The sequence below is a fragment of the Pseudomonas sp. JL3 genome (assembly GCF_031570575.1).
Taxonomy (GTDB): Bacteria; Pseudomonadota; Gammaproteobacteria; order Pseudomonadales; family Pseudomonadaceae; genus Aquipseudomonas; species Aquipseudomonas cucumis.
On the sequence record NZ_JAKWJK010000010.1, the window covers coordinates 180330 to 203678 of the forward strand.

18 protein-coding genes are annotated in these 23349 nt (G+C 57.9%); 14 read left to right on the forward strand and 4 right to left on the reverse strand.

Going from position 1 to position 23349, the window contains the following annotated elements:
* Positions 1–168 precede the first annotated feature (168 nt).
* On the reverse strand, positions 169–957 hold the full coding sequence (locus MMG91_RS18300; protein ID WP_305448803.1) for a VacJ family lipoprotein: 789 nt from the start codon (positions 955–957) through the stop codon (positions 169–171).
* Positions 950–2248: a serine/threonine protein kinase gene (locus MMG91_RS18305; protein ID WP_310660333.1), complete on the reverse strand. Its 1299-nt coding sequence runs from the start codon at positions 2246–2248 to the stop codon at positions 950–952. The genes MMG91_RS18300 and MMG91_RS18305 overlap by 8 nt, the downstream gene beginning before the upstream one ends.
* 222 nt (positions 2249–2470) lie before the next feature.
* On the opposite strand from MMG91_RS18305, the gene MMG91_RS18310 reads away from it, so the two are divergent.
* A complete protein-coding gene (locus MMG91_RS18310; RefSeq protein ID WP_310660334.1) occupies positions 2471–2839 on the forward strand; it encodes a hypothetical protein in 369 nt (122 codons plus the stop codon).
* 96 nt (positions 2840–2935) lie between these two features.
* Here the strand turns inward: MMG91_RS18310 and MMG91_RS18315 are convergent, their stop codons facing one another.
* Complete coding sequence (locus MMG91_RS18315) at positions 2936–4531, reverse strand: beta (1-6) glucans synthase (RefSeq protein ID WP_310660335.1); 1596 nt, start codon at positions 4529–4531, stop codon at positions 2936–2938.
* Between the two features lie 287 nt (positions 4532–4818).
* On the opposite strand from MMG91_RS18315, the gene MMG91_RS18320 reads away from it, so the two are divergent.
* The 3 genes from MMG91_RS18320 to MMG91_RS18330 all read left to right on the forward strand — a co-directional run bounded on the left by MMG91_RS18320 (position 4819) and on the right by MMG91_RS18330 (position 7823).
* Positions 4819–5670, forward strand: coding sequence for a glycine betaine ABC transporter substrate-binding protein (locus MMG91_RS18320; RefSeq protein WP_253548903.1), 852 nt, complete (start codon positions 4819–4821; stop codon positions 5668–5670).
* 186 nt (positions 5671–5856) lie between these two features.
* Complete coding sequence (locus MMG91_RS18325; protein WP_007894282.1) at positions 5857–6168, forward strand: DUF485 domain-containing protein; 312 nt, start codon at positions 5857–5859, stop codon at positions 6166–6168.
* Positions 6165–7823: a cation acetate symporter gene (locus MMG91_RS18330; RefSeq protein WP_305448807.1), complete on the forward strand. Its 1659-nt coding sequence runs from the start codon at positions 6165–6167 to the stop codon at positions 7821–7823. Before MMG91_RS18325 ends, MMG91_RS18330 begins: the two co-directional genes overlap by 4 nt.
* Before the next feature lie 668 nt (positions 7824–8491).
* Here MMG91_RS18330 and gltA read toward each other — a convergent pair.
* Positions 8492–9778, reverse strand: coding sequence for a citrate synthase (gene gltA, locus MMG91_RS18335; protein WP_237882884.1), 1287 nt, complete (start codon positions 9776–9778; stop codon positions 8492–8494).
* Positions 9779–10140: 362 nt separating this feature from the next.
* On the opposite strand from gltA, the gene sdhC reads away from it, so the two are divergent.
* The 10 genes from sdhC to brnQ all read left to right on the forward strand — a co-directional run bounded on the left by sdhC (position 10141) and on the right by brnQ (position 23231).
* Complete coding sequence (gene sdhC, locus MMG91_RS18340) at positions 10141–10515, forward strand: succinate dehydrogenase, cytochrome b556 subunit (RefSeq protein ID WP_305448808.1); 375 nt, start codon at positions 10141–10143, stop codon at positions 10513–10515.
* Positions 10509–10877 (forward strand): succinate dehydrogenase, hydrophobic membrane anchor protein, encoded by a 369-nt coding sequence (gene sdhD / locus MMG91_RS18345; RefSeq protein ID WP_008071469.1) that lies wholly within the window; start codon positions 10509–10511, stop codon positions 10875–10877. The genes sdhC and sdhD overlap by 7 nt, the downstream gene beginning before the upstream one ends.
* Positions 10878–10880: 3 nt before the next feature.
* Positions 10881–12653: a succinate dehydrogenase flavoprotein subunit gene (sdhA, locus tag MMG91_RS18350; protein WP_305448809.1), complete on the forward strand. Its 1773-nt coding sequence runs from the start codon at positions 10881–10883 to the stop codon at positions 12651–12653.
* Between the two features lie 11 nt (positions 12654–12664).
* Complete coding sequence (locus tag MMG91_RS18355; RefSeq protein WP_007898989.1) at positions 12665–13369, forward strand: succinate dehydrogenase iron-sulfur subunit; 705 nt, start codon at positions 12665–12667, stop codon at positions 13367–13369.
* Between the two features lie 262 nt (positions 13370–13631).
* Positions 13632–16463 (forward strand): 2-oxoglutarate dehydrogenase E1 component, encoded by a 2832-nt coding sequence (locus tag MMG91_RS18360; protein WP_310660336.1) that lies wholly within the window; start codon positions 13632–13634, stop codon positions 16461–16463.
* A gap of 42 nt (positions 16464–16505) precedes the next feature.
* The gene (gene odhB, locus MMG91_RS18365) at positions 16506–17723 is read left to right on the forward strand and encodes a 2-oxoglutarate dehydrogenase complex dihydrolipoyllysine-residue succinyltransferase (RefSeq protein ID WP_310660337.1); all 1218 of its coding nucleotides are present in this window, start codon (positions 16506–16508) and stop codon (positions 17721–17723) included.
* Positions 17724–17833: 110 nt separating this feature from the next.
* Positions 17834–19270 carry a dihydrolipoyl dehydrogenase gene (gene lpdA / locus MMG91_RS18370; RefSeq protein WP_305448812.1) on the forward strand — a complete coding sequence of 479 codons (1437 nt, stop codon included), beginning with the start codon at positions 17834–17836 and terminating at the stop codon, positions 19268–19270.
* A 179-nt stretch (positions 19271–19449) separates the two neighbouring features.
* Positions 19450–20616: an ADP-forming succinate--CoA ligase subunit beta gene (gene sucC / locus MMG91_RS18375; protein ID WP_007919879.1), complete on the forward strand. Its 1167-nt coding sequence runs from the start codon at positions 19450–19452 to the stop codon at positions 20614–20616.
* Positions 20616–21497 (forward strand): succinate--CoA ligase subunit alpha, encoded by an 882-nt coding sequence (gene sucD / locus MMG91_RS18380; RefSeq protein ID WP_007919877.1) that lies wholly within the window; start codon positions 20616–20618, stop codon positions 21495–21497. The genes sucC and sucD overlap by 1 nt, the downstream gene beginning before the upstream one ends.
* A gap of 420 nt (positions 21498–21917) precedes the next feature.
* The gene (gene brnQ / locus MMG91_RS18385; RefSeq protein ID WP_305448813.1) at positions 21918–23231 is read left to right on the forward strand and encodes a branched-chain amino acid transport system II carrier protein; all 1314 of its coding nucleotides are present in this window, start codon (positions 21918–21920) and stop codon (positions 23229–23231) included.
* Positions 23232–23349 lie beyond the last annotated feature (118 nt).

Consider the following 23349-nt stretch of genomic DNA (forward strand, 5'->3'; position numbering starts at 1 on the left):
GAGCGAGGCTTGCCCGCGAAGGCGATGTCACCTTCAATATTGATGTCGACTGACACACCGCTATCGCGGGCAGGCCTCGCTCCTATAGTGATTGCTGGTGTTTGAGACACCGCACATAAAAAAGGCCATTCGACGCAAATCGAATGGCCTTTTTTTTTGCCGATAGAATTACTCGGCAACCTGCAGCTTGCGCGACTCGGTGTACACGTAACGCACTTTTTCATATTCGAACGGCGTATTCAGCTGACCATAGCGGAAGCTGTTCTGATAGCGCTTATCGACGGCGCGCAGTGCCCAGACTTCCGGATGGTTGGAGCTGACTTCGGCCACGTTCAGGAAGTTGATCGCTGATTCGCCGGTGTAATCCACCACCAGGCCAGCAGTGTCACGCAGGTTCGACGGGCCGAGGATCGGCAGCACGAAGTAGGCGCCGCCCGGTACGCCGTAGAAGCCTAGCGTCTGGCCGAAGTCTTCGCTCTGGCGCGGCAGCCCCATGGAGGTGGCCGGATCCCACAGGCCGGCGACACCGATGGTGGTGTTGAGCAGCAGGCGCGCAGTGGTTTCCATCGAGCGCTGCCCCTTGAATTGCAGGAGGCTGTTCACCAGATTCGGTACATCGCCGACGTTGTTGAAGAAGTTGCTGACGCCGGTGCGCAGGAAGCTTGGGGTGATGTAGCGATAGCCGTCGACCACGGGCAGGAACACCCATTGGTCGAAACGGTAGTTGAAGTGGTAGACGCGGCGGTTCCACTCTTCCAGCGGGTCGTAGACGTTCAGCGCGTTGAGCGTCGAGCGTTCGAACTCGCGCTGATCCAGCCCCGGGTTGAATTTGAGTTTGCTCAACGGTTCCTTGAAGCCGTCACTATCGACCACCACAGGTGCATTGGCTTTGCTGTTGTCGGCGTTGGCGACGCCTGCACAGAGTAACGCTGCGATCAGCAGGGGGTATTTAGCCACGGAAAAACTCCAGCATTGCATCGCTGTTGACGCGATAGTTGAGGTTGCCGCAATGGCCGCCCAATGGATAAACAGTCAAACGGTCGCCAAAGGTGCGGCGCAGAAACCCCAGGTCGCCAGGGCCGAGGATCACGTCGTCAGCGTTGTGCATGACGGCGATTTTCGGGCTGCCGTGCAGGTAATCCTTGAGTGCATACAGGCTGACTTGATCGATCAGTTGGAGCAGGCTGCCGCCGTCGGTGCGGGCGCGCCACATCGGAATGACCTGTTCGGTCAGGTAGCAGTCGAAGTCGCATTGCAGCGCGCGTTTGAGAAATGGCGTGAGGGTGGTGCCTTCGGTGATCGGGTATTTCGGTGGCGTGATCAGGCCGCGACGGTTGATCAGGTCCGAGGTGAAGGCGATGTCGGCCGCCGAGAAGCGGAATGAAGTGCCGATCAGCATGGCCATCTGTTCGTTGCTCAGGTGCTGCTTGGACTGCTGGAAGTCGTAGAGGAGGGCGTCGTTGAGGTCGATGTAACCCTTCTGCTGGAAATAGCGGGTCAGCTTGCCCAGCACCAACTCATAGAAGGTGGTGCTGTTGTTGATGCCTTTCACCTCTGTTTGTACCAGCTTGTCCAGGTTGGTGATCGAGGTGTAAAGGTTGACCGGCGGGTTGAGCAGCAAGACTTTCTTGAAATTGAAACTGCGACGGGTTTCATCCAGGTGCGCAACAAAGGCCGCATCCAGTGCACCGAGGCTGTAACCGGTCAGGAAATAATCGGTGACTGGCAGTTTCGGGTTTTGCGCCCGCACGGCTTGCATCACCCGGTACATGTCTTCGGCATCTTCCTTGGTTATGCCCGGGGTGGCGAAACGGGAGGCGGCGCTCATGAAGTCGAAGCTGGTGGGCGACGACAACTGCACCACGTGATAGCCGGCCTTGTAATAGAGCTTTTTCAAGTACTCATTGAGGGTACTGTCATAGCGTGCACCGGTGCCGGAGATCAGGAAGATCAACGGTGCCGCTTGATCTTGCGTGGCGATGCGGTAGGTGAGTTTCTTTACCGGCCAGAAGTTGTCCGGCAGGCTGAACTCACGCTCGGGGCGCATCGTGACACTGCGGTCCGACTGATTGATATCGTCGTCCAGCGGTAATTCCGGGCGTAACTCCGGCGGTGTTGTGGCGATGGTCGCCTCGAACGGGTTGGTCAGGGGGTAGCCGTAACTGGCGGCATCAATGTCGGCCGCCAGTGCGGACGCACTTAAAAACAAGCCGCCAAACAGGGCGGCGCAGCGCAAGGAACGGAGCATGACTAGATCCCTTAGAGGAAGGTGCCGAATGAAGTTCGCAGGCTATGACCACAGGATTTGCGCCAAAGTGCCATGATGGGCGCCAAACAGGCCTGATTTCGGAGCAACGGTAGCGGACGATACACTTTGCAGCTATTTCATGAACAGTTATCTGTTGATGTCACTTGCTTACCGCGGGCGGGGGATTAAGCTGGCCGCCGATTTCGTTTATTGGAGTGTTTCATGTCCCGCCGTCTGCCCGTGATCCTGTTGCTCGTTCTTCTGCCGTTATGGCTGGCCGCCAGTTATGGCACGCGTTACGGCTTCATGGAGGATGCTCAATGGGTTGGCGTTTGCGTTGATGAGGCCAGTCGCTGGGAATGCCAGATTCGGTCGAATCTGGGCTTTATGATTCATTTCAAGGTGCTGGGCTGGTCGGCAATGGCCGCCGCTGTGCTCGGTTTTGTGCTGCCGGGGCGAGCGGGGTGGTGGTTGGCGGTGCTGGCGCTGGTGTTCGGATTTCCGGCGTTGGCGTTGTACAACACCACGTTAGCGGTGTTTGCGGTGGTGATTGCTGCTTTGCGTCTGGTCCGGGCTTCTCGTAGCGCCTGATAAAAAAGATCGCAGCCTGCGGCAGCTCCTACAGGGAAACGCATATCCCGTGTAGGAGCTGCCGCAGGCTGCGATCTTTTGATCTTGCTTTGTTGATCAGCCCTTGCGAACCCGCAAACTGCGCCACAACGCAGCCACCATCAATACACTCACCAGTGCCCAACCCCAGGCCTGCTGGTTCTGCAAACCTTCTTGATACAGCTGTGGCGCAATGCCGGCGCCGATAATGAAGGTCAGCAGGGCAATTTCCCGGCGCGGTACGCTGACCGGCCGGCACAGGTACACCAGCGCCGGCAGGATGAACGCGACACTCGGGAAGCTGCGATAACGCGGGTCGAACACCAGCTCCAGCATCATCACCGCCGTGGCAAAACCTGCCGCTGCCAGCCACCAGCCGGCACGACGTTCCAGTGCATTGAAGGCGCGTCCACGCCACCCGGTACGAGCGCTCAAGGTCAGCGCGGCATGCGCCAGAACCAACAGATTCAACCCCGTCAGCAAGGCGACCCATAGCCATTCACTGGCAAACCGGGTGGTGACACGAGCCAGATCGCCCCAGGCGCCAATCGAACAGGCCGCCAACGCGCCGAGCAGTGGCAGAACCAACGCCGCGCGTGTGCTGCGAATGCGACCGCCGAGAATCAGCGTGCCGATGAAGATCAAGCCACCCACCGCCAGCCATTGCGACCAGTACGGTACGTTCGAGACCGGCCCGGCGAGCACGCCCTTGTCCTGGCGATTGGCGTCGAACAGTCCCCAGTAACCCCCGACCGCACCTTCGCTGGCGCGTTTCCAAGGCTGGTCGAATGCTTCGATCAGGTTGTAATGCCAGCGTTGCTGCTCGGCCATGGCGACAAAACCGCGAATGAACTTGGCTTCGTTGACCCGGCTTGGCAAGGCGGTTTCGCGCTGACGGCCTTCGCTCGGCCAGCCGGTTTCGCCAATCATCACGTCTTTAGGCGCAAATTTGTTGCCGAACACCTGACGCACTTCGGCCACATGCTGCAGGGCAGCGTCGATGTTCGACGGATCGTCTTCCCAGTACGGCAGCAGATGGATGGTCAGGAAGTCCACCGCCGGAGCGATTTCCGGGTGCTTGAGCCAGAACTCCCAGACGTCGGCGTAGGTCACCGGTTGTTTGACCTGACTTTTGACTTTATTGATCAGCATCGCCAACTGCGCGCCGGTGACTTCCTTGCGCAACAGGGTTTCGTTACCTACGATCACCGAGGTCACGACATCGGCATTGGCATTGGCCGAGGCGATCAGCAGGTCGACTTCCTTGGCGGTGTCCACCGGGTTGCTGTTGACCCAGGCGCCGATCATCAGTTTCAAGCCGTGCTTGCGTGCCAGATCGGGCAGGGCCTCGAGGCCGGTCATGGAATAGGTGCGGATGCATTCGAAACGGGTTGCCAGCAGTGCGAGATCGGCGTCCATGCGCTCGGGGCGCAGTTTGAACGGCACATCGAACGGCGATTGGTCTTTGTCGAACGGGGTGTAGGAGGCGCATTGCAGCTTGTGCGTTGCGCTGGCCACGTCCGTCAGGATCTCCGGTTTGCCGAGGCCATACCAGAAGCCGCCGAGGGCAAACAGCCCCAATAGGCAGGCGAAGAGATAAGCAAAAAAAGGAAAGCGTGATGTTGCGGGCATGGTCAGGCCGTCTGGGAGCAAAGCCGGGCATGTTACCTGCATTTGTCCCGTGCTTGGTGGCCTGCATGATTTTGACATGCAAAGTTCGGGCGGGGTTGGCGCGCGTACTTTCGCGGGACGCAATTAATGGCCTTCTGATGTCGTTTCTCGATGCTTTGAGGTCGCTGGCAGAGCAGGTCGTCATTGCCGTCAGGTTGATGATCGCAACGTCAGTACTCCGCTGATGTTCGAACGAGTTTGCAGTGAGGCGTGATGGGGGCGCTGTGCACCATAACAATACGTTGAGCGACTCGACATCCGTCGGGAGCAGCACTTTCGGGGAAGTAACGATGAAGATGCGACGACTCTTGGGAGCAGGTGCCGCTTTGGTGCTGGCCATCAGTTCTACTGTGGCCAGCGCTGAAGGCAAGGCGGTAACGATCGGTTATGTCGATGGCTGGTCGGACAGCGTCGCCACGACCAACGTGGCTGCAGAAGTAATCAGGCAGAAACTCGGTTATGACGTGAAGCTGCAAGCCGTTGCCACCGGGATCATGTGGCAGGGTGTAGCCACCGGCAAACTCGACGCCATGCTGTCGGCGTGGTTGCCCGTGACTCACGGTGAATACTGGACCAAGAACAAGGATCAGGTCGTCGATTACGGCCCGAACTTCAAGGATGCGAAAATCGGCCTGATCGTGCCGGAATACGTCAAGGCCAAGTCCATCGAGGATCTGAAAACCGACGACAGCTTCAAAAATCGCATCGTTGGCATCGACGCCGGTTCAGGCGTAATGCTCAAGACCGATCAGGCGATCAAGGATTACGGCCTGGACAACTACACCCTCAAGGCCAGTTCCGGCGCCGGCATGATTGCCGAGCTGACCCGTGCCGAGAAGAAAAATGAATCCATTGCCGTCACCGGTTGGGTGCCGCACTGGATGTTCGCCAAGTGGAAACTGCGTTTCCTGGAAGATCCGAAAGGCGTTTACGGTGCGGCTGAAACCGTGAACAGCATTGGTAGCAAAGGCCTGGACGCCAAAGCGCCGGAAGTTGCGAAGTTCTTGAAGAACTTCCAGTGGGCGTCGAAAGACGAAATCGGCGAGGTCATGTTGGCGATTCAAGAGGGCGCCAAGCCTGAAGCCGCGGCGAAGGATTGGGTGGCCAAACACCCGGATCGCGTTGCCGACTGGATCAAATGATTTGAGTTAAAGCGTTTAGTCAGCACCTCTCGAGGCCCCTTGGCACACATGCCAAGGGGCCTTTTGCTTTTTTATGTGTTTAATGCCTGTCATGTCGTTCTAATACTAAGGTCGTCTGGAACCTGTCCGGCAGCCGCATAGAGTGGATACCGTTCCAACTAAATCTGTGCTGCGAGGATAAAAACAATGAACGACAGCATTTACCTCTCGATTCAAAACAGCTCGCGCTTCAAAGAGCTGGTCAGCAAGAGAGAACGATTCGCCTGGATTCTTTCGGCGATCATGCTTGGGCTGTACTCCGGATTCATCCTTTTAATTGCTTACGGGCCGCATATTCTGGGCGCGAAAATCAGCCCTGAGTCATCGATTACCTGGGGCATTCCGATTGGTGTCGGGCTGATTGTTTCGGCCTTTATCCTGACGGGTATCTACGTGCGACGCGCCAATGGCGAATTCGACGACTTGAACAATGCGATTCTCAAGGAGGCTCAGCAATGATCCGGCGTCTAATGGCTCTATTGAGCATCGCAGCTTTTGCACCTGGCGCCTGGGCGGCTGAAGCTTTGACGGGTGCAGTGCAGAAACAACCGCTCAACGTTTCCGCGATCCTGATGTTCGTGGCATTCGTGGGGGCGACCCTGTGCATCACTTACTGGGCCTCCAAGAAAAACAACTCGGCCGCCGACTACTATGCGGCGGGCGGCAAGATCACCGGTTTCCAGAACGGCTTGGCGATTGCCGGTGACTACATGTCCGCGGCGTCCTTCCTGGGTATTTCCGCCCTGGTGTTCACCTCCGGCTACGATGGCCTGATCTACTCGATCGGCTTCCTGGTGGGCTGGCCGATCATTCTGTTCCTGATCGCCGAGCGCCTGCGTAACCTGGGCAAGTACACCTTTGCCGACGTGGCGTCCTATCGCCTCGGGCAAACCCAGATCCGTTCGCTGTCGGCCTGCGGTTCGCTGGTGGTGGTGGCGTTCTACCTGATCGCGCAAATGGTGGGTGCCGGCAAGCTGATTCAGCTGCTGTTCGGTCTCGACTATCACGTTGCGGTCATCCTGGTCGGTATCCTGATGTGCATGTACGTGCTGTTCGGCGGCATGCTGGCGACCACTTGGGTGCAGATCATCAAGGCGGTGCTGTTGCTGTCCGGTGCTTCGTTCATGGCGCTGATGGTGATGAAGCACGTCAACTTCGACTTTAACGCGCTGTTCTCCGAGGCGATCAAGGTTCACCCTAAAGGTGAGGCGATCATGAGCCCGGGCGGCCTGGTGAAAGATCCGATCTCGGCGTTCTCCCTCGGCCTGGCGCTGATGTTCGGTACCGCTGGCCTGCCGCACATTCTGATGCGCTTCTTCACTGTGAGTGACGCTAAAGAAGCGCGTAAAAGCGTGCTGTATGCAACCGGCTTCATTGGCTACTTCTACATCCTGACCTTCATCATCGGCTTTGGCGCGATCTTGTTGGTAAGCACCAACCCGGCCTTCAAAGATGCGGCTGGCGCGCTGATGGGCGGCAACAACATGGCGGCGGTGCATTTGGCCAACGCGGTGGGTGGCAGTATTTTCCTGGGCTTCATCTCGGCGGTCGCGTTCGCAACCATCCTGGCGGTGGTGGCGGGTCTGACTCTGGCCGGTGCTTCGGCGGTATCTCATGACCTGTATGCCAGTGTGATCAAGAAGGGCAAGGCCAACGAGAAGGACGAGATCCGCGTCTCGAAAATCACCACCATTGCTCTGGCAGTGCTGGCGATCGGCTTGGGCATTCTGTTCGAGAAGCAGAACATCGCGTTCATGGTGGGCCTGGCGTTCTCTATCGCGGCGAGCTGCAACTTCCCGGTGCTGCTGCTTTCCATGTACTGGAAGAAGCTGACGACTCGCGGTGCGATGATCGGCGGCTGGCTGGGTCTGGTCAGTGCTGTTGGCTTGATGGTGCTGGGACCAACCATCTGGGTGCAGATCCTGGGTCACGAGAAGGCGATCTTCCCGTATGAATACCCGGCGCTGTTCTCCATGGCCATTGCGTTTGTCGGGATCTGGTTCTTCTCGATCACCGATAAGTCGGCTGAGGGTGTGAACGAACGTGCGCTGTTCTTCCCGCAGTTTGTTCGTTCGCAGACTGGGTTGGGGGCGAGTGGGGCGGTTTCGCACTGAGGTTTCTATATATAAGTTGTTCTGGCACGAATGCCCCGGTCGAGAGATCGGGGCATTTTTATTGGGGCAGGCAGAGCAAGATCAAAGGCCAAAGCAAAGGCATGATCAAAAGATCGCAGCCTTCGGCAGTTCCTACAGGGGGAACGCGTTCACTTAAAGTCAGGCCGGCCGGTAGGCCGCCTCGCTTTGGCTTTTGCGGTGCACGCCCCCTCGAGAGGCCGAGTGGAGGTTCTGCGCAGTGGGCAACCCGGCATGGATGCCGGGTTAGCCGCGCACGGCCATGGATGGCCGATCGCGGCGGGCCCACGGAGCAGGACCGGAGCGAGGGCATGCCGAGCCTGGGCGAGGCACCGAACGAAAGGGGCAAGAGCGCTTTGGTTACTTTGGGGCTTTTCCAAAGTGACTCGCTGTAAGAGCGAAACCATAAGTCGCCGTTACCGAAGAAACGGATATGCACACAANGGGCGAGGCACCGAACGAAAGGGGCAAGAGCGCTTTGGTTACTTTGGGGCTTTTCCAAAGTGACTCGCTGTAAGAGCGAAACCATAAGTCGCCGTTACCGAAGAAACGGATATGCACACAACCAAAGAGCGCAAACAAAAACGGCCTCTATCTACATAGAGGCCGTTTCCGATGCTACTTAAGACGCTATCGCAAGACAGGTCTTATCAGCGGTCTTCCAGCTTGGTGATATCACGCGACTCGTAGCCGGTGTACAACTGGCGCGGGCGGCCGATCTTGTACGGGCTGGAGAGCATTTCTTTCCAGTGGGAGATCCAGCCGACAGTCCGCGCCAGGGCGAAGATCACGGTGAACATGCTGGTCGGAATACCAATCGCCTTGAGGATAATCCCCGAGTAGAAGTCGACGTTCGGGTACAGCGAGCGTTCGATGAAGTACGGATCGGTCAGGGCGATCTCTTCCAGGCGCATGGCCAGTTCGAGTTGCGGATCGTTGGTGATGCCCAGCTCTTTCAGCACTTCGTCGCAGGTTTGCTTCATGACGGTGGCGCGTGGGTCGCGGTTTTTGTAAACCCGGTGACCGAAGCCCATCAATTTGAACGGATCGTTCTTGTCCTTGGCCTTGGCGATGTACTTGTCGATGTTCGAAACATCGCCAATCTCGTCAAGCATGGTCAGAACGGCTTCGTTCGCACCGCCGTGGGCAGGGCCCCACAGTGCAGCGATACCGGCGGCGATACAGGCGAACGGGTTGGCACCTGACGAACCGGCCAGACGTACGGTAGAAGTCGATGCGTTTTGCTCGTGGTCGGCATGGAGGATGAAGATCCGGTCCATGGCCTTGGCGAGTACCGGGCTGATCGGTTTGATCTCGCACGGGGTGTTGAACATCATGTGCAGGAAGTTTTCCGCGTACGACAGGTCGTTGCGCGGGTACATCATGGGTTGGCCCATGGAGTACTTGTAAACCATTGCGGCCAGGGTCGGCATCTTGGCAACCAGGCGGATCGCGGAGATTTCGCGATGCTGCGGGTTATTGATGTCGAGGGAGTCGTGGTAGAAGGCGGAGAGGGCGCCAACTACGCCGCACATGACGGCCATCGGGTGGGCGTCGCGACGGAAGCCGTTGAAGAAGGTCTTCAACTGCTCGTGAACCATGGTGTGGTTCTTCACGGTGCCGACGAACTGGGCCTTCTGTTCTGCGGTCGGCAATTCGCCGTTGAGCAGCAGATAGCAGGTTTCCAGGTAGTCCGACTTTTCAGCCAGCTGTTCGATCGGGTAGCCGCGGTGCAGCAAAATGCCGTTGTCGCCGTCGATATAGGTGATCTTCGACTCGCAAGAGGCAGTCGACATGAAACCAGGGTCAAAGGTGAAACGGCCCGTGGCGGTCAGGCCCCGAACGTCGATAACATCGGGACCAACGGTGCCGGTTAAAATGGGCAGCTCGACGGGGGCTGCGCCCTCGATGATCAACTGCGCTTTTTTGTCAGCCATGTGGCCTCCTATTTATGCTTGAAATCATCAGACAGACCCCCCACGCAGGGCCCGCACCACTATAGTGAGATAAATTCGAATGTCAATTTGCCTAAAGTCTTGCTCCAGAAGGCTTTAACCGGACTTTTTCCTCGAAATTGCCTGCCATTTACGCCTTTTATCCCTCTTGTGCAATCAGCTATTAGGGGAAGGTGAACGCGTTGTCATTAGTAGCCTAACTGTCTATACTCGGCCACCGACCGCCAGGGGCTTTTGGGCCTGCTTTATTGGGGGTCGCATCCCTGGGTGGTGGTTACCTGACCAGTGCACTCCCCAACAACTTTGCCCTGATTGTTAGGGGCTCTTCAGTGTGAAAAAAAGCCGTGAAAAGCCAACGACCTGTAAACCTAGACCTAAGGACCATCAAACTCCCCATCACCGGCGTTACGTCGTTTCTTCACCGTGTTTCCGGCATCATCCTCTTCCTGGGCCTTGGCTTCATGCTGTATGCATTGGGCAAGTCTCTGGGTTCCGAGGAAGGTTTTGCCGAGGTGAAGGCATGCTTGACCAGTCCGCTGGCCAAGTTCGTAGCATGGGGCCTCCTGTCCTCACTTCTGTATCACCTGGTAGCCGGTGTGCGCCATTTGATTATGGATATGGGCATCGGTGAGACGCTGGAAGGCGGCAAGCTGGGCTCGCAAATCATTATCGCCGTATCTGCGGTGTTGATCGTTCTGGCGGGAGTTTGGATATGGTAACCAGCGTTACGAACCTGTCGCGTTCGGGCCTCTATGACTGGATGGCACAGCGTGTGTCTGCGGTCGTTCTCGCGGCTTATTTCATCTTCCTGATCGGATACCTCGTTGCGAATCCAGGCATTGGCTACGACCAATGGCATGCCCTGTTCGCCCACAACGGGATGCGTATCTTCAGTCTGCTGGCCCTTGTAGCCCTGGGCGCTCACGCCTGGGTCGGCATGTGGACCATCGCGACTGACTACCTGACGCCGATGGCGCTGGGCAAGTCCGCGACTGCAGTACGTTTCCTTTTCCAGGCAGTATGCGGCGTTGCGATGTTCGCTTACTTCGTCTGGGGTGTGCAGATTCTCTGGGGTATCTGATCCATGGCTAACATTCCAACGATTTCTTTCGACGCCATCATTATTGGTGGTGGCGGTGCCGGCATGCGCGCAGCGCTGCAACTGGCACAGGGCGGTCATAAGACTGCCGTGATCACCAAGGTTTTCCCGACCCGTTCGCACACCGTGTCGGCCCAGGGCGGCATCACCTGCGCCATCGCATCTGCCGATCCGAACGATGACTGGCGCTGGCACATGTACGATACCGTCAAGGGTTCCGACTATATCGGTGACCAGGACGCTATCGAATACATGTGTCAGGAAGGTCCTGCCGCCGTATACGAGTTGGACCACATGGGTATGCCGTTCTCGCGTACCGAACAAGGTCGTATCTATCAGCGTCCGTTCGGTGGTCAGTCCAAGGACTACGGTAAAGGTGGCCAGGCCGCCCGTACCTGCGCCGCTTCCGACCGTACCGGCCACGCGCTGCTGCACACCCTTTATCAGGGCAACCTGAAAGCCGGCACTACGTTCCTGAACGAGTACTACGCTGTTGATCTGGTGAAAAACCAGGACGGCGCATTCGTCGGCGTGATTGCCATCTGCATCGAAACCGGTGAAACCACCTACATCCGTGCCAAGGCCACCGTACTGGCCACAGGCGGTGCAGGTCGTATCTACGCTTCGACCACCAATGCCCTGATCAACACCGGTGACGGCGTTGGTATGGCGCTGCGTGCCGGCGTACCGGTACAAGACATCGAAATGTGGCAGTTCCACCCGACCGGCATCGCCGGCGCCGGTGTACTGGTCACCGAAGGTTGCCGTGGTGAAGGTGGTTACCTGATCAACAAGCACGGCGAGCGTTTCATGGAGCGTTATGCTCCAAACGCCAAAGACCTTGCCGGTCGTGACGTTGTTGCCCGTTCGATGGTTAAAGAAATCATCGCCGGTAACGGTTGCGGTCCGAATGGCGACCACGTGATGCTCAAGCTCGACCACCTGGGCGAGGAAGTGCTGCACAGCCGTCTGCCAGGCATCTGCGAACTGTCCAAGACTTTCGCGCACGTTGACCCGGTTGTTGCTCCGGTTCCGGTTGTTCCGACCTGCCACTATATGATGGGCGGCGTTCCGACCAACATTCACGGTCAGGCAATCACCCAGAACGACGAAGGCGTCGACGAAATCATCCCTGGCCTGTTCGCAGTGGGTGAAGTGGCGTGCGTATCGGTTCACGGCGCCAACCGTCTGGGCGGCAACTCGCTGCTTGACCTAGTGGTATTCGGCCGCGCTGCCGGCCTGCACCTGGAAAAAGCGCTGACCGACGGTATCGAATACGATGACGCCACCGACGCCGACATCAACGCGGCCCTGGCACGTCTGTCCGCTCTGAACGAGCGTACCGAAGGTGAAGACGTGGCAACCCTGCGTCGCGAACTGCAAAGCTGCATGCAGAACTACTTCGGTGTGTTCCGTACCGGCGAATACATGCAGAAGGGTATTGCTCAGCTGGCTGATCTGCGTGGCCGTATCGCCAACGTCAAGATCAACGACAAGAGCCAGGCGTTCAACACCGCGCGTATCGAAGCGCTGGAACTGCAGAACCTGCTGGAAGTGGCCGAAGCCACTGCCATCGCTGCAGAAGTGCGCAAAGAGTCCCGCGGTGCTCACGCCCGTGAAGACTTCGAAGACCGTGACGACGAAAACTGGCTGTGCCACACCCTGTACTTCCCGGGTGACAAGCGCGTTGCCAAGCGTGCTGTGAACTTCTCGCCGAAGACTGTTCCGACTTTTGAACCTAAGATTCGGACTTATTAAGGGTGGCCGCCATGTTGCAAGTCAGTGTTTATCGTTACAACCCTGATCAGGACGCTGCGCCGTTCATGCAGGAATTCCAGGTTGATACCGGTGGTAAAGACCTGATGGTGCTGGACGTGCTGGCCCTGATCAAAGAGCAGGACGAAGGTTTCTCCTATCGTCGCTCTTGCCGTGAAGGTGTTTGCGGTTCCGACGGCATGAACATCAACGGCAAAAACGGTCTGGCGTGCATCACGCCGCTGTCTGCCGTCGTAAAACGTAACAAGCTGATCGTCCGTCCGCTGCCAGGTTTGCCGGTTATCCGTGACCTAGTCGTCGATATGAGCATCTTCTACAAGCAATACGAAAAGGTTAAGCCATACCTGCAGAACGACACGCCGGCTCCGGCCATCGAGCGTCTGCAGTCCCCTGAAGAGCGTGAAAAGCTCGACGGTCTGTACGAGTGCATCCTGTGCGCTTGCTGCTCGACTTCGTGCCCGTCCTTCTGGTGGAACCCGGACAAGTTCCTGGGTCCGGCTGCTCTGCTGCAAGCCTATCGCTTCCTGGCAGACAGCCGCGACAACAAGACATCCGAGCGTCTGGCTTCGCTGGATGACCCGTTCAGCGTATTCCGCTGCCGGGGCATCATGAACTGCGTCAACGTTTGTCCGAAAGGCCTGAACCCGACTAAGGCCATCGGTCACATTCGTAACATGCTGCTGCAAAGCGGCGTGTGATTCAGCTGCTGTACCCGTAGGACCGCTGTACCCGTAGATGCTACGGCGCAGGCTTCAACCGGCGCCGTAGTTTTAACCTGAGCAGCAGCTTATAAGGCTGCGGCTCTTATTTTGAAGAAATGAGACAAGCAGGGGCATCCGGGCTGGTACCCGGACTATCAGCGTGATCCTAAGTGGCTTGTTTTAGTCGCTGCATTCGGACTTCTGCAAGTTTTCTCGGTGTCGACGCCGGTGGTGTTCCCCTAACCGAGGGTGACCAAGCATGCAAGAAAGCGTGATGCAGCGCATGTGGAACAGCGCCTACCTATCCGGTAGTAACGCTGCCTATGTGGAAGAGCTCTATGAGCTCTACCTGCACGACCCTAACGCTGTGCCAGAAGAGTGGCGCACCTACTTCCAGAAGTTGCCTGCTGATGGCAACACTGCCACCGATGTTTCGCACTCCACAATTCGCGATCATTTCGTCTTGCTGGCAAAGAACCAGCGCCGCGCCCAACCGGTTTCCGCCGGGAGCGTGAGCAGTGAGCACGAGAAGAAGCAAGTTGAAGTGCTGCGATTGATCCAGGCCTACCGTATGCGTGGCCACCAGGCAGCCCAGCTTGACCCGCTGGGGCTGTGGCAGCGTCCTGCACCTGCAGACCTGTCGATCAATCATTACGGCTTGACCAATGCCGATCTTGATACGACCTTCCGTGCCGGCGACCTGTTCATCGGCAAAGAGGAGGCGAGCCTACGCGAAATTCACGAAGCGTTGCAGCAGACATATTGCCGCACCATCGGCGCTGAATTTACGCACATCACCGATTCCGAGCAGCGCCAGTGGTTCCAGCAGCGTCTGGAAAGCGTGCGCGGCCGTCCGACGTACTCCGCCGACATCAAGAGCCACCTGCTCGAGCGCGTCACCGCCGGTGAAGGCCTGGAAAAATACCTCGGGACCAAATACCCGGGTACCAAGCGTTTCGGTCTGGAAGGCGGCGAGAGCCTGATTCCGATGCTCGACGAGTTGATCCAGCGCTCTGGCTCCTACGGCACCAAGGAAATCGTCATCGGCATGGCCCACCGTGGTCGTCTGAACGTGCTGGTCAACACCTTCGGCAAGAACCCGCGCGAGCTGTTCGACGAGTTCGAAGGCAAGAAGAAGGTCGAGTTGGGTTCCGGTGACGTTAAATATCACCAGGGCTTCTCGTCCAACGTGATGACCACTGGCGGTGAAGTTCACCTGGCCATGGCGTTCAACCCGTCCCACCTGGAAATCGTTTCACCCGTGGTCGAGGGTTCGGTTCGCGCCCGTCAGGATCGTCGTAACGACCCTACCGGCGAGAAGGTTCTGCCGATCTCCATCCACGGTGACGCGGCATTCGCCGGTCAGGGTGTGGTGATGGAAACCTTCCAGATGTCGCAGACCCGCGGTTTCAAGACCGGCGGCACCGTGCACATCGTGATCAACAACCAGGTCGGTTTCACCATCAGCAACCCGTTGGACTCGCGCTCCACCGAGTACGCGACCGACGTTGCGAAGATGATCCAGGCGCCGATCCTCCATGTAAATGGTGATGATCCGGAAGCCGTATTGTTCGTGACCCAGCTGGCCATCGACTACCGCATGCAGTTCAAGCGTGACGTGGTGATTGACCTGGTCTGCTACCGTCGTCGCGGCCACAACGAGGCCGACGAGCCTAGCGGCACCCAGCCAATCATGTATCAGCAGATCACCAAACAGCGCACCACCCGTGAGCTGTATGCCGATCGTCTGACCCAGAGCGGTGTGCTGGACGCAGAGCGTGTTCAGGCGAAAGTCGACGAATACCGCAACGCGCTGGACAACGGTCTGCACGTAGTAAAAAGCCTGGTCAAAGAGCCGAACAAAGAGTTGTTCGTGGACTGGCGTCCGTATCTGGGCCACGCCTGGACCGCGCGTCACGACACTCGCTTCGATCTGAAAACCTTGCAGGAACTGTCCGCCAAGCTGCTGGAAATTCCGGAAGGCTTCGTGGTTCAGCGCCAAGTCTCGAAAATCTACGAAGACCGTCAGAAAATGCAAGCCGGCGGCCTGCCGATCAACTGGGGTTACGCCGAAACCATGGCGTACGCGACCCTGTCGTTCGAAGGTCACCCGATTCGCATGACGGGTCAGGACATCGGTCGCGGTACGTTCTCGCACCGTCACGCTGTCTTGCACAACCAGAAAGACGCGGGTACCTACGTCCCGCTGCAAAACCTGTACAAGGGCCAGCCACGTTTCGACCTGTACGATTCGTTCCTGTCCGAAGAAGCCGTGCTGGCGTTCGAATACGGTTACTCGACCACCACGCCTGAGGCGCTGGTGATCTGGGAAGCCCAGTTCGGCGACTTCGCCAACGGTGCCCAAGTGGTTATCGACCAGTTCATCACCAGTGGCGAGCACAAGTGGGGCCGTCTCTGCGGTCTGACCATGCTGCTGCCGCACGGTTATGAAGGTCAGGGGCCGGAGCACTCGTCGGCACGTCTGGAGCGTTACCTGCAGCTGTGCGCCGAGCACAACATTCAGGTGGCTGTACCGACTACCCCGGCCCAGATCTACCACTTGCTGCGCCGTCAGGTGATTCGCCCGCTGCGCAAGCCATTGATCGTTCTGACTCCGAAGTCGCTGTTGCGTCACAAGCTGGCCATCTCGACCCTGGAAGATCTGGCCGAAGGTTCGTTCCAGACCGTTATCCCGGAAATCGATGCACTGGACCCGAACAAGGTCGAGCGCGTTGTTCTGTGTAGCGGCAAGGTCTACTACGACCTGCTGGAAAAACGCCGTGCCGAAGGTCGTGATGACATCGCCATCGTGCGTATCGAGCAACTGTACCCATTCCCTGAGGACGACTTGAAAGAAGTCCTGGCTCCTTACACCAACGTCAAAAATGCCGTGTGGTGCCAGGAAGAGCCGATGAACCAGGGGGCGTGGTACTGCAGCCAACACCACATGCGTCGCAGCATCAGTAATCTCAACAAGTCTCTCGTACTTGAGTACGCGGGCCGTGAGGCTTCTGCTGCACCTGCATGCGGTTACGCATCGATGCACGCTGAGCAGCAGGAAAAACTGCTGCAAGACGCCTTTACTGTTTAACGCCTTCGCGCACTTGAAACCGAATTTAAGGACTCACAGATAATGGCTATCGAAATCAAAGCCCCCACTTTCCCGGAATCGGTTGCCGATGGCACCGTTGCCACCTGGCACAAAAAGCCGGGCGACGCCGTCAAGCGTGACGAACTGATCGTCGACATCGAAACTGACAAAGTTGTACTGGAAGTGTTGGCTACCGCTGACGGCGTGTTGGGCGCTATCGTCAAGAACGAAGGCGACACCGTTCTATCCGACGAAGTTCTGGGCTCCATCGGTGAGGGCAGTGCTGCTGCCGCTCCAGCCGCCGCTGCTGCACCGGCTGCCGCTGCCGCCGCTCCTGCCGAAGCGGGCGAAGACGATCCTGTTGCTGCACCGGCAGCTCGCAAGCTGGCTGAAGAAAACAGCATCAACATCGCTTCCGTTGCCGGCACTGGCAAAGGCGGTCGCGTGACCAAGGAAGACGTTGTTGCCGCTGTAGCTGCCAAGAAAGCCGCTCCGGCTGCCGCGCCTGCCAAGGCTGCTGCACCTGCTGCCGCTGCTCCAGTGTTCGCTGCTGGCGATCGCATCGAGAAGCGCGTACCAATGACCCGCGTGCGGGCCACCGTCGCCAAGCGTCTGGTTGAAGCTCAATCGAACATGGCAATGCTGACCACTTTCAACGAAGTCGACATGACCGAAGTCATGGCGTTGCGTTCGAAGTACAAGGACCTGTTCGAGAAGTCCCACAACGGCGTGCGCCTGGGCTTCATGTCGTTCTTCGTCAAGGCTGCCACCGAAGCGCTGAAACGCTTCCCGGCTGTCAACGCGTCGATCGACGGTGCTGACATCGTTTATCACGGCTACGCTGACGTCGGTGTGGCTGTTTCCAGCGACCGCGGCCTGGTTGTACCGGTTCTGCGTAACGCCGAACTGATGAGCCTGGCTGAAATCGAAGGCGGCATCGCCACCTTCGGCAAGAAGGCTCGTGACGGCAAGCTGTCGATGGACGAAATGACCGGTGGTACGTTCACCATCACCAACGGTGGTACTTTCGGTTCGATGATGTCGACGCCGATCGTCAACCCGCCACAAGCGGCCATCCTGGGCATGCACAACATTCTGCAGCGTCCTATGGCAATCAACGGTCAAGTCGTTATCCGTCCGATGATGTACCTCGCTCTGTCCTACGATCACCGTTTGATCGACGGCAAAGAAGCTGTGACCTTCCTGGTTACCATCAAGAACCTGCTGGAAGACCCGGCTCGTTTGCTGCTGGATATCTGATTTCGTTGCACGGGCCGCTCAGCGATGGGCGGCCCTTCTGTAATGACCAGCTTCGTCCCACGACGGTCCCCAAAAGGGGCCGTCCGGTTTGATTCGAGAAGGAATGACACATGACTCAGAAATTCGACGTGGTAGTGATTGGCGCGGGCCCTGGCGGCTACGTGGCTGCCATTAAAGCAGCGCAACTGGGCCTCTCCACTGCCTGCATCGAGAAATACACCGACAAGGAAGGCAAACTGGCCCTCGGCGGTACTTGCCTGAACGTCGGCTGCATTCCATCCAAGGCGCTGCTGGACAGCTCCTGGAAGTTCCACGAAGCCCAAGACGGCTTCGCAATCCACGGTATCAACCACGCTGGCGTGACCATGGACGTGGCAGCGATGGTCGGCCGTAAAGCCAACATCGTAAAAGGCCTGACCTCCGGCGTTGCGACCCTGTTCAAAGCCAACGGTGTGACCTCGATCCAGGGCCACGGCAAACTGCTGGCCGGCAAGAAAGTCGAAGTCACCAAGCCTGACGGTTCGGTAGAAATCATTGAAGCCGAGAACGTGATTCTGGCTCCAGGTTCGCGTCCGATCGACATTCCACCGGCTCCGGTCGACCAGAATGTGATCGTCGATTCGACTGGCGCGCTGGAATTCCAATCGGTGCCAAAACGTCTGGGCGTGATTGGCGCTGGCGTGATCGGTCTGGAACTGGGTTCGGTCTGGTCTCGTCTGGGCGCAGAAGTGACCGTTCTCGAAGCGCTGGACACCTTCCTGATGGCCGCTGACGCTGCCGTTTCCAAGGAAGCGCTGAAAACCCTGACCAAACAAGGTCTGGACATCAAGCTGGGTGCTCGCGTTACCGGTTCCAAAGTGAACGGCGACGAAGTCGTTGTGAACTACACCGATGCCAACGGCGAACAGAACATCACTTTCGACAAGCTGATCGTAGCTGTTGGCCGCCGTCCGGTGACCACTGATCTGCTGGCTGCTGATTGCGGCGTGACCCTGGACGAGCGCGGTTTCGTGCACGTTGACGATCACTGCGCTACCACCGTACCGGGCGTTTACGCCATCGGTGACGTGGTTCGCGGCATGATGCTGGCACACAAGGCCTCGGAAGAAGGCATCATGGTTGTTGAGCGCATCAAGGGCCATAAAGCCCAGATGAACTATGACTTGATCCCTTCGGTTATTTATACTCACCCGGAAATCGCGTGGGTCGGCAAAACCGAGCAGGCCTTGAAGGCTGAAGGCGTTGAAGTTAACGTTGGCACCTTCCCGTTCGCAGCCAGTGGCCGTGCCATGGCAGCCAACGACACCGGCGGTTTCGTGAAAGTCATTGCCGATGCCAAGACTGACCGCGTATTGGGCGTCCACGTGATTGGCCCGAGCGCTGCAGAACTGGTTCAGCAGGGCGCGATCGGTATGGAATTCGGCACCAGCGCTGAAGACCTGGGCATGATGGTTTTCTCCCATCCGACCCTGTCTGAAGCCTTGCACGAAGCAGCTTTGGCTGTGAATGGCGGCGCCATCCACATCGCCAACCGCAAGAAGCGTTAAGACAATAAGAAACCACGGCGGTACGGCCCGTCGTGAGCCTTGCATGCAAGACTCACCGCGGAATGTCCGCTGGACGCAGTCTTGCGTAGCTCTGCTACGCAAGCAGCAGTCACAGGTGGTGCGGCACTTGAACAAGTGCAGCACCGAATGCGCAGTACCTAACGAAGACGGTAATAAGCATGAATCTTCACGAGTATCAGGGTAAGCAGCTGTTCGCTGAGTACGGCCTGCCAGTTTCCACCGGCTACGCAGTAGACACCCCGGAAGCAGCAGCAGAAGCTTGCGACAAAATCGGCGGCAGCGAGTGGGTTGTCAAAGCCCAGGTCCACGCTGGTGGTCGCGGTAAAGCGGGCGGCGTAAAGCTGGTTCGCAGCAAAGAAGACGCCAAAGCATTCGCTCAACAGTGGTTGGGCAAGCGTCTGGTGACTTACCAGACTGATGCCAATGGTCAGCCAGTCACCAAGATCCTGGTTGAATCGTGCACTGATATCGCTAAAGAGCTGTACCTGGGCGCTGTCGTTGACCGTTCGAGCCGTCGCATCGTGTTCATGGCTTCCACCGAAGGTGGCGTGGACATCGAGAAAATCGCTCACGACACCCCTGAGAAAATCCTCAAGGCCACTATCGATCCACTGGTTGGCGCTCAGCCATTCCAGGGTCGCGAGCTGGCATTCCAGCTGGGTCTGGAAGGCAAGCAAGTTGCTCAGTTCGCCAAGATCTTCGTAGGTCTGGCCAAGCTGTTCAAGGATCACGACCTGGCTCTGCTGGAAGTGAACCCGCTGGTGATCAAGGCTGACGGCGATCTGCATTGCCTCGATGCCAAGATCAACATCGACGCCAACGCCATGTACCGTCAGCCTAAGCTGAAGACTTTCCACGATCCGTCGCAAGACGATCCGCGCGAAGCGCACGCTGCCAAGTTCGAACTGAACTATGTAGCGCTGGAAGGCAACATCGGTTGCATGGTCAACGGTGCTGGCCTGGCCATGGGTACCATGGACATCGTCAACCTGCATGGCGGCAAACCAGCCAACTTCCTCGACGTGGGCGGCGGTGCTACCAAAGAACGCGTTACCGAAGCGTTCAAGATCATCCTGTCCGACACTAACGTCGCTGCAGTACTGGTCAACATCTTCGGCGGCATCGTTCGTTGCGACATGATTGCCGAAGGCATCATCGGCGCTGTGAAAGAAGTCGGCGTGAAAATCCCGGTTGTTGTTCGCCTTGAAGGCAACAACGCTGAGCTGGGCGCTAAAGTACTGGCAGAAAGCGGTTTGAACATCATCGCTGCTACCAGCCTGACCGACGCTGCTCAACAAGTCGTTAAAGCTGCGGAGGGCAAATAATGAGCGTCCTGATCAATAAAGACACCAAAGTTATCTGCCAGGGTATTACCGGTTCGCAAGGTAGTTTCCACACCCAGCAAGCCATCGAGTACGGCACCAAGATGGTTGGTGGTGTAACGCCTGGTAAAGGCGGCACCGAACACCTGGGTCTGCCAGTGTTCAACACCGTGAAAGACGCTGTAGCTGCCACTGGCGCCACCGCCAGCGTGATCTACGTTCCAGCTCCTTTCTGCAAGGACTCCATCCTGGAAGCAGCCTTCGGCGGCATCAAGCTGATCGTTTGCATCACTGAAGGCATTCCTACCCTGGACATGCTGGATGCCAAGGTCAAGTGCGACGAGCTGGGCGTAGTCCTGATCGGTCCTAACTGCCCAGGCGTGATCACTCCAGGCGAATGCAAGATCGGCATCATGCCAGGTCACATTCACTTGCCAGGCAAGGTCGGTATCGTTTCCCGTTCCGGCACCCTGACCTACGAAGCTGTGAAGCAGACTACTGACGCCGGTTTCGGTCAGTCGACTTGCGTCGGCATCGGTGGTGACCCGATCCCGGGTTCGAACTTCATCGACATCCTGAAGCTGTTCCAGGAAGACCCGAAGACCGAAGCGATCGTGATGATCGGCGAGATCGGCGGTTCGGCTGAAGAAGAAGCGGCTGCCTACATCAAGGCACACGTGACCAAGCCTGTTGTTTCCTACATCGCTGGTGTGACTGCTCCTCCGGGCAAGCGCATGGGCCATGCTGGCGCAATCATCTCTGGCGGCAAAGGCACTGCAGACGAGAAATTCGCTGCGCTGCAAGACGCAGGCGTTAAAACCGTGCGTTCGCTGGCAGACATCGGCAAGGCCCTGGCCGAGCTGACCGGTTGGGCCGTCAAGTAAGCCTCGCGCTTAACTGACGCTTCACCAAACAAAGGCCACCTTCGGGTGGCCTTTGTCGTTTCCGGGTGATCGTTCCCACGCGCTGCGTGGGAACGCCGCCAGGGACGCTCCGCGTTCCGCCTTTGAATGTGACGCAGAGCGTCACGGGATTGCATTCCCACGCAGCGTGGGAATGATCTGTGCCGAGGTAGGAAAATTAGATATGTAAACGCGACATTGAAATGTCGCGTATCGGATAGTTCGCCCCGTAACAGTGCGTTTGTCGTGCAAATTCGTTAGGCTAGCAGCCATTTTTGCGTCCGCGGCCCACAAGGCAGCGACGCGCTAAACGGGTTAGTCCTATACGGGCCGACAGCATTTCCCTCACCCATAAGGGAAATCCCTCTCTAAATTCCGATTCAGTAGTGTGGTATTTCCTTGATGAAAGTGTTGAAAGGCCAGGACATCCTGGCACTGGGTTTTATGACGTTTGCTCTGTTCGTCGGGGCTGGCAACATCATCTTCCCGCCTATCGTCGGTTTGCAGTCCGGGCCTAATGTCTGGATGGCGGCGCTGGGTTTTCTGATCACCGCGGTTGGTTTGCCGGTGATCACCGTTGTTGCCCTGGCCAAGGTCGGTGGTGCAATGGATGCCTTGAGCAGCCCGATCGGTAAAGTCGCCGGTGGCTTGCTGGCAGCCGCGTGCTACCTCGCTGTTGGCCCATTGTTCGCGACGCCGCGCACCGCGACCGTGTCGTTCGAAGTGGGCCTGGCGCCGCTGACCGGCGAGAGCCCGCTGGCGCTGTTTCTCTATAGCTCGGTGTACTTCCTGCTGGTGTTCTTCATCTCGCTCTATCCGGGCCGTCTGCTGGACACGGTAGGACGTTTCCTTGCACCGCTGAAGATCATCGCCCTGGCCGTCCTCGGCATCGCTGCGTTCGCGTTGCCGGCTGGTGATATCGGCGTGGCCACACCTGAATATGTCGCGGCACCGTTCTCCCAAGGCTTTATCAATGGTTACCTGACCATGGATACCCTGGGTGCGCTGGTTTTCGGCATCGTCATTGTCAACGCCATTCGTTCCCGGGGCGTGGAATCGCCGGCGTTGATTACCCGTTACGCGATCATTGCAGGGCTGATTGCCGGCGTGGGGCTGGCGCTGGTTTACGTCAGTCTGTTCCGTCTCGGTTCGGGCAGCCATGAAGTGGCCGCCGGTGCTACCAACGGCGCGGCGGTATTGCACGCCTACGTTCAGCACACATTTGGTTCGTTGGGCAGCGGTTTCCTTGCGGTGCTGATCTCCCTGGCCTGCCTGGTAACAGCGGTTGGTCTGACGTGTGCCTGTGCCGAATACTTCAGCCGTGTACTGCCACTGTCCTACAAGACGCTGGTGATCATCCTGGCTGCGTTCTCCCTGTTGGTGTCCAACCTGGGCCTCACCAAGCTGATTGCTTTCTCGATCCCGGTGCTGACCGCCATCTACCCGCCGTGCATCGCCCTGGTAGCCCTGAGCTTCTGCAAGGACTTCTGGCATGAGCAGGGCCGTATTGTCGGTCCGGTGATGCTGGTGTCGTTCATCTTCGGCCTGATTGATGCCCTCAAAGGCGCCGGTCTGGCCGACTGGATGCCGACGCAACTGACTCACCTGCCGCTGAGCGAACAAGGTCTGGCGTGGCTGGTGCCATCGGTCATGACCCTGGTGGTTGCGGTGGTTTGTGACCGTCTGCTGGGCAAGCGCGCCGAAGCGCTGGCTTAAGCTGCTTCATGGCCCGCCACAAGCGGGCCTTGATCTGCTTTTTGGCAAAAAATAGAAATGCCCCGTATCAATCGATACGGGGCATTAATGAGATGGTCACCCCCACACCCTGCGAGGG